7 protein-coding genes and 2 pseudogenes are annotated in these 7,616 nt (G+C 43.0%); 5 read left to right on the top strand and 4 right to left on the bottom strand.

Going from position 1 to position 7,616, the window contains the following annotated elements:
• Positions 1–95 precede the first annotated feature (95 nt).
• Together B4J23_RS05895 and B4J23_RS05890 are read right to left on the bottom strand one after the other, a co-directional pair.
• Entirely contained in the window at positions 96–395 is a 300-nt protein-coding gene (locus tag B4J23_RS05895; protein WP_291359239.1) for an AzlD family protein, read from the bottom strand.
• Positions 392–1,138: pseudogene (locus tag B4J23_RS05890) on the bottom strand (AzlC family ABC transporter permease). The gene B4J23_RS05895 and the pseudogene B4J23_RS05890 overlap by 4 nt, the downstream one beginning before the upstream one ends.
• 473 nt (positions 1,139–1,611) lie before the next feature.
• Here B4J23_RS05890 and B4J23_RS05885 point away from each other — a divergent pair.
• The 5 genes from B4J23_RS05885 to B4J23_RS05865 all read left to right on the top strand — a co-directional run bounded on the left by B4J23_RS05885 (position 1,612) and on the right by B4J23_RS05865 (position 6,380).
• On the top strand, positions 1,612–2,778 hold the full coding sequence (locus B4J23_RS05885) for an ATP phosphoribosyltransferase regulatory subunit (RefSeq protein ID WP_004815411.1): 1,167 nt from the start codon (positions 1,612–1,614) through the stop codon (positions 2,776–2,778).
• A gap of 79 nt (positions 2,779–2,857) precedes the next feature.
• Positions 2,858–4,177, top strand: coding sequence for an adenylosuccinate synthase (locus B4J23_RS05880; protein ID WP_004784184.1), 1,320 nt, complete (start codon positions 2,858–2,860; stop codon positions 4,175–4,177).
• 129 nt (positions 4,178–4,306) lie between these two features.
• Positions 4,307–5,092, top strand: coding sequence for a M48 family metallopeptidase (locus B4J23_RS05875; protein WP_159123237.1), 786 nt, complete (start codon positions 4,307–4,309; stop codon positions 5,090–5,092).
• 93 nt (positions 5,093–5,185) lie between these two features.
• Entirely contained in the window at positions 5,186–5,494 is a 309-nt protein-coding gene (locus tag B4J23_RS05870; protein WP_180025523.1) for a hypothetical protein, read from the top strand.
• Between the two features lie 112 nt (positions 5,495–5,606).
• Positions 5,607–6,380: a M48 family metallopeptidase gene (locus tag B4J23_RS05865; RefSeq protein WP_004784174.1), complete on the top strand. Its 774-nt coding sequence runs from the start codon at positions 5,607–5,609 to the stop codon at positions 6,378–6,380.
• A 140-nt stretch (positions 6,381–6,520) separates the two neighbouring features.
• Here the strand turns inward: B4J23_RS05865 and slyD are convergent, their stop codons facing one another.
• On the bottom strand, positions 6,521–7,003 hold the full coding sequence (gene slyD, locus B4J23_RS05860; protein WP_004784172.1) for a peptidylprolyl isomerase: 483 nt from the start codon (positions 7,001–7,003) through the stop codon (positions 6,521–6,523).
• 136 nt (positions 7,004–7,139) lie between these two features.
• A pseudogene (locus B4J23_RS05855) lies at positions 7,140–7,616 on the bottom strand (NAD(P)/FAD-dependent oxidoreductase); the annotation flags it as partial.

Below are 7,616 nucleotides of genomic sequence, written 5' to 3'. Positions count from 1 at the left end.
AGCTGCAAAATGCAGAACTGGTAAATCTGCTCGCTAAAGTAGTAGAACCAAAGTTATAAGACCTTTTCATGCTGGCTTAGCCTTATATAAAGGATTTAAACCAATAAGGTTCTTAAAATAGTTGCCGAGGCCATGCTAATCAAAATGGTCGGCAGCATGCCAAAGCGTGATGCAACGAATAGTGTCACCATTATGGCTATCAGATCAGCCGGATCATCTCGTAAAAAATATGGGATGATCATCGAAATCAGTACACAGCCTGGAATCACTTCCAGAATTTTACGCTGACGTTTGCTCAAAGTTTTATTTTTGAGTAGGACATAGCCAAGTATCCGGGTGCAGTAAGTCGTTAGCGCAACTAATAAGATTGCGATAAAAGTGCTCATCTGGATCATGCTTCATCCTCCTGAATTAGCCAGAAGGCAGAGGCAATGCCTGCAAGTGCACCGATTAGTACGTACCAGTTACCTGGTAGATAGCTATAAGCCAGAGCAGCACAAATAAAACTGATTAGCCAAGGTCTGGCTTCAGTAAAGCCTTTTCACATACTTTTCAGTAAGACCAGCATAATGGCGGGGAAAGCCATATCAAAACCAAAACGGTTAATGTCTCCTAGCACGGGTCCAAGCAGGGCACCGAGTGTCGTAAAGCCGACCCAAGCCAGATAAAGAACAATACATAGCCCGGCATAATAAGGCAGACTAAAAGCATATCGATAACCAAACTGTGCCAGTCGACGCTGTGCATCTGTCAGGCTTAAGGCCCAGCTTTCATCGACCATAAAAAATAATGCCGGAAAGATTTTTCGATTTGGAAGATGTCTTAAATAAGGTACCAGACTGGCACCGAGCAGAATATAGCGGCTGTTAATGAGAAAAGTAATAAAGATTAAGGTAAGCAGATGCGGTGGATCAGTCCAGGCTTCTAAAACTGCAAACTCGGAACCGCCAGCAAAGTTCAGCCCGGTCAGTAAAGGCACTTCAAGCAGGCTAAAATTTTTTTGTGCTGCTGTTGCACCCAAGACCAGCGCCAGGGGAATTACACCCAATAATAAAGGCATGCAGTCTTTCACACCACGTTGAAACTCACTCAGAGAAGTAGCATCAGAAGGCGTAATACGTGGCTGGAAGGGAGGCATGAGATGATCGGGTTTTATTCTAGAAGGAGAAAGAAAGTTTATAAGAAATATAGGAGTCTTTGCAGTGCCTTTAAACTCTACCAGAATGATGCTGTTTTCTTGGTCATTTAAGTTCCCACATTGAGTTTTTGTATAGGATTATTTTTAAGCATCTAGTACTGATATTTTATAAATTTTTACTCTTAGATAGATGAGGATTGAATCAAGAATAAGTTTTTCGTCATTGTTTTGGTTAGGGAAATATATTAGAAAATCAAGTTGATATGTTGGTTATTAAATTTTATTCAGCCTATTTTCTCTTAATAAGAAAGAGATGATTTGGTTTATCTATCTAAGTCCTTTGTTCAGTCAGAGAAAATTATCAAAATTGCGATGCACAGCCTAAACGATCGTGCTAGACTAGGAGAAATCGGGTGTGCTCCCGATTTTTTTATGCGGTTTATTCCGCGCTGACAAGAATTTAGGTTTACAACATGCCCATTTCAGAGACATGGTTATTACCTGATGGTGTAGCTGATGTATTACCAGAACAAGCGCAAGTCATCGAAAGCCTGCGCCGTCAATCACTGGATTTCCTCGCATCTCGAGGTTATCAGCTGGTGTACACGCCATTTATTGAATACATTGAATCTCTATCTTCTCTCTCAGAATCGAATCAGGATTTAGACTTAGCCACTTTTAAAGTGATCGACCAGCTGTCTGGCCGCTTGCTTGGTGTGCGTGCCGATATGACACCACAAGTGGCTCGTATCGATGCGCATGTACATCCAGTGGAAGGTGTGGCTCGTTATTGCTATGCGGGTACGGTTTTACATACGAAACCTCAAGGATTTAATACCACACGTGCACCATTGCAATTAGGTGCAGAATTATTTGGTTCAGACAGCATTGATGCTGACGTGGAAATGGTTGACCTGATGATCAGCCTGATTCAGGAAGCGGGTCTGGCCGACGGCGTCCACCTTGACTTAGGTCATGTTGGTCTGTTCCGTAGTCTGATTGCACAAGCGGGTTTAAGTAAAGCAACCGAACGCCAACTGTCTGATCTGTATCAACGTAAAGCATTGCCGGAACTGGCTGAATTTACTGCAAATCTTAAGTTTGGTTCAGACTTCTATACGCTTGGCCGCTTTGCAAGTGACCTGGATGCCTTAAAAACGAATTTAAGTGCTGAAGTATTAGAAAATCCAGCCTTCAAACAGGCATTTGATGCACTGCAAACCACCAAAAATGAAGTTCAGGTGCGCTGGCCGAATCTGCATATTGGGATTGATGTCGTCGAGTTACGTTCATACCATTATCACACCGGCCTGATGTATGCAGTTTATGCACCAAACCGTGCTGCGGCACTGGCACAAGGTGGCCGTTATGATGGCATTGGTGAGCATTTTGGTCGTGCACGTCCGGCAACCGGTTTCTCTTGTGACTTATATGCTTTAAGTGCAGGCAAGTTTGCTACAGCTAAAGTTGTGGTAGCACCTAAGGGTACAGATGCTGCGCTGTTAAATGCGATTCAGGCAACCCGTGCACAAGGCTTAAGTGTAATTCAGTTATTAGGTAATGATGATTTAAACTCGGTACCGTATGCAACTCACCAGCTGGTGAATGTGGACGGTGAGTGGACCATCAAAACGATTTAATCGCTTTAATTGTTTTACTCAGTGTTCATGTCGCTGAGTGGGACTTTCAACTTTAACAGCATGATGTAATGAGGCTATTATGGGCAAGAATGTTGTGGTACTTGGTACCCAATGGGGCGACGAAGGTAAGGGTAAGATCGTCGACCTGCTCACAGATCAAGCGGCTGCAGTAGTTCGTTATCAAGGCGGACATAACGCAGGTCATACTCTCGTGGTTGGTGGTAAGAAAACTGTATTACACCTCATTCCATCAGGTATTTTACGTGAAAACGTATTGTGCTTAATTGGTAATGGTGTGGTTCTTTCACCTGAAGCGCTCATCAAAGAGATGGATATTCTTGAAAAAGAAGGCGTGCCAGTACGTGAACGTCTACGCATTTCTCCAAACTGTCCATTGATTCTTCCACACCACATCGCACTTGACCAAGCTCGTGAGAAAAAACGTGGTAATGCGAAAATTGGTACAACTGGTCGTGGGATCGGGCCTGCTTATGAAGATAAAGTAGCGCGTCGTGCAATCCGTGTAGCTGACCTGGTACGTGGTGGCGAACATCTGAAAGCTCAGCTTGAAGAATTGCTTGAATACCACAACTTCCAATTGACTCAATTCTTCGGTGTTGAAGCAGTTAAAGTTGAAGACGTACTTGCGCTTTGCGACGAATGGCGCAAAGTGATCGAGCCTATGGTCATGGACGTGACTGGTGAACTTCACGCTTACCGTAAAGCTGGCAAGAAAATCATGTTCGAAGGTGCGCAAGGTTCATTGCTTGACGTTGACCACGGTACATATCCGTACGTGACTTCTTCAAACACGACTGCTGGTGGCGTAAGTTCAGGTTCAGGTCTTGGTCCATTACACCTTGACTACGTTCTTGGTATTACTAAAGCGTATACTACTCGTGTAGGTTCAGGTCCATTCCCAACTGAGTTGGTGTATGACGCTGCAACAGATACAGGTGATGCAATTGGTAAACACCTGGGTACTGTAGGTTCAGAATTTGGTGCGTCTACTGGCCGTCAACGTCGTTGTGGCTGGTTCGATGCTGAAATCCTGCGTCGTTCAGTAGAAGTGAACTCACTGTCTGGTATTTGCTTGACTAAACTTGACGTTCTTGACGGTTTGGAAGAAGTGAAAATCTGTGTAGGTTACGAAGCTGCTGATTCTGGCTGTGTTGGTTCTTCTGATGCGCTTGCATTTGAAACTTTAAAACCAATTTACGAGACTATGCCAGGCTGGAAAGAATCTACTTTCGGTGCGAAATCACTAGATCAATTGCCACAAGCGGCAATTAACTATGTGAAACGTCTTGAACAATTGATTGAATGTCCAATCGACATCATTTCAACTGGTCCAGACCGTGAAGAAACCATTATTCTTCGCCATCCGTTTGATGCTTAATCCTTTAAGCTGAAAATGATAAAAACCCTGTGATTTCACAGGGTTTTTTATTTGGAAAAGCTTATAAAAATGATTGAAAACCTGTTTGGATTCTTTATGATGTTTTGACCTTATATATTTGAGAAGGTCATGAAATATAAAAATTTATTGGCGGGAATGGTCATTGCGACCACATTAACGGGGTGTACTACGGTTGCAGATTTGATGGGAGCTGATTCAGCTACATTAAATCTGAGTGCAGCACAAAGCTATAATCAGATGCTGACAGAGGCCAAGCAGAAACAGATTCTGGATACGACTTCTGCCACCTATAAAAAAGTAAATCGGGTTTTCCTGAAAATGAAGCCGTATGCGGATCAACTGAATCAGACTGGGCAGAAGTTTGACTGGCAAGTGGCGGTGATCAAATCCAACGAGATTAATGCCTATGTCGCACCAGGTGGCAAGGTGGTGTTTTATACGGGTATTGTCGACACACTAAAACTTACAGACGATGAAGTTGCTGCCATCATGGGACATGAAATGGTGCACGCGCTTGAGGAACATTCTAAAAATAAGGTAGGAGCGCAAGCACTTACCGATTTGGCAGTAAGTATCGGTAGCAAGTATGTCGGGCAATCCGCTGGTGGTTATGGTGGGCTACTGCTGGATATGGGTGCTCAATTTGGTGTGGGCTTGCCATTCTCACGTAATCTGGAAAGCCGTGCCGATAAAGGCGGGCTCATGCTAATGGCACGAGCGGGCTATAACCCGAATGCAGCGATTACGTTGTGGCAAAAAATGAATGCGCAAGACAGCCGTGGCAATAGCGTCCTGAATAAATTTACATCTACGCATCCAACAAATGATGACCGAATTGCAGTCTTGCAACAGCTGATGCCTGAAGCGATGACGGTATATAAAGCTAAGAAATAATTTGGAAATTCAGGACTAAAGTCTTAACAGCAAGTGCTGTGCAGTGGCATGGCGCTTGTTAGAATAAAACAAAATAAAATATGAGTATGCAGGATGCATAAAAATATCTCGGGAACGATGTTCTATTCCTTGTTATTCGCGATGGGCGGCGCACCGACAATTGCGATGCTGATTATCCGTGCCCAAACTCAGGATCCTGACATTATTTACGGTGCATTTATTGGCTTGAGTGTGATCATTGCCTGTGTATTGGTACCGGTCATCTTGTTACAGAATGCTTTTCTATTTTTTAAGCGTAAAAGTGAAATTTTAGAAGAAAAAATTAAACCTTTGTGTTATTTATATTTAGGTTTAAATATTGTCTGTCTGATTTATTGGCTTGCGATACAGTATTGGGGTTAAAATTACATAAAATATAACAAGATGAAGTAATTGTACATTTAGTTGATCCGGCCTTTAACTTATAATTTTTTACAATGTAAATTAACCTTTTGCTTATGGTGGAGTCACTATAATGAAAAATAAATTCTTGTTAGGTATGGGTGCAGCCGCAGCCATTACTTTGTCTGGTTGTACAACTATTGCCGATATTGCAGGTGCAGATACTGCGACTTTAAATGCTTCAGCCAGCCAAAGCTACAATGCCATGGTGGCAGACGCTAAAGCGAAAGGCCAGCTGGATACCAGTTCAGCGACATACAGTCGTATTAATGCTGTTTTTAACCGTTTAAAACCTTATGCCAACCAGCTGAACCAGACGGGTACTGCATTCCAATGGCAGTTGGCCGTATTGAAATCTGATCAGGTCAACGCTTTTGTCGCACCTGGTGGTAAAGTGGTGTTCTATACCGGTATCGTGAACAAGCTGAATCTGACCGATGCTGAAATTGCAGCCATTATGGGTCATGAAATGGTCCATGCCCTGGAAGAGCATGCGAAACAGAAACTTGGTGCACAAGCCCTGACTGATCTGGCATTGGGTATTGGTTTAAATGCAGCGGGCGTAGGACAAGGTGGTGCTGCAGTAGCACAATTGGGTAGCCAGATTGGTATCGGCTTGCCTTACTCACGTAACCTAGAAAGCCGTGCCGATCAGGGTGGCTTAACCCTTATGGCACGTGCTGGTTATAACCCGAATGCCGCGATTACCCTTTGGGAAAAAATGAACAAGCTTGAAGGCGGTAGTACTGGCGTGACTTTCCTGTCTACTCACCCATCGAACAGTCAACGTATCGCAGCAATGCGTCAAAATCTGCCAGCAGCAATGCAGATCTATAATAAACGTTAATGATTGCGTAATTTGAGTGATCCGTGATTTTAATGATGAAAAGCAGGGCATTAGTCCTGCTTTTTTTATGTTTAAAATCTTAAGGCACTAAAAAAGGCAAAGTTTTCACTTTGCCTTTTTGTGCTAAAGACCGGGAAGTCTTAGTGGTGGTGACCACCTGCACCGTGTACGTGACCGTGATCAAGTTCTTCTTGAGAAGGTTCACGGATAGACACGATTTCAACTTCGAAAGTTAAATCTTGACCAGCAAGCGGGAAGTTAGCATCAACAACTACGTTGTCACCTTCAACTGCTTTAACAGTTACGATTTGAACGCCGTCATCAGTTTGTGCTTGGAACTGCATGCCTGCCTGGATGTTGTCTACGCCTTGGAACATTTGTTTAGGCACTTCTTGCACTAGCTCTGGGTTATATTCGCCATAGCCTTCAGCAGCAGGAACATTTACAGTGAATTTTTCACCAACAGTTTTGCCTTCTAAAGCTTTTTCTAAACCAGGGATGATGTTACCTGCACCGTGCAAATAGGCAAGTGGTTCACCTTGAGATTTGTCGAGAGTTTCACCCTCTGCGTTAGTCAATGTGTAGTGGAAAGAAACCACGAGGTTATTTGCAATAGCAGTCATATTAATTGATCCATTCAATTTTTTAAGGGTACATCATAAAGTGAAATTGTATTTTTGTAGACTAAAAATAGCAAAAAAATGCAATTTGACATGTTTAATGACGATTTTTTCATATATGAGGACAATATTTACAATTTCAATGCAATTTCAGCTTGGGTGCAATTTTTCGTGTAACAAAGTCTTTGGCAGTTAACAGACCAGCATGGGTATAGCCATGAATGGTGGCCTGATGAATCCGGTACAGGGATACATACATGGATTTCGCGACAAAGCCTTGAATATTGACCTGACCCAATAATTCACCGACAGCACTGTTTTGACTTAAAGACAATAATGAGCCTTTGTCAGAAAACTTGAACATCGGTAAATAGCTTTCACCATTAATGCGTGCTTTTAAGGCTCTGACCAGAAAAGCGGCCTGCTGGCTGGCGACTTGCGCACGCGGGCCTAAAACCGGTTGATCTGCTTCAGGCTGACAATGCGCACAATCACCAAAAACGAAAATATCCGGGTCTGACAGAGTTTGCAGAGTTGCATAAACTTTTAGGCGATTAATGTTGTCTTTTTCCAGCTCTTTAAGTTTTGCCAGAACTTCAGGAGCTTTAATTCCAGC

The organism is Acinetobacter sp. UBA3025 (assembly GCF_002367915.1).
Lineage (GTDB): Bacteria > Pseudomonadota > Gammaproteobacteria > Pseudomonadales > Moraxellaceae > Acinetobacter.
The sequence above is the reverse complement of the archived record's forward strand: the minus strand, read 5'-3'. Positions and strand labels throughout refer to the sequence as shown.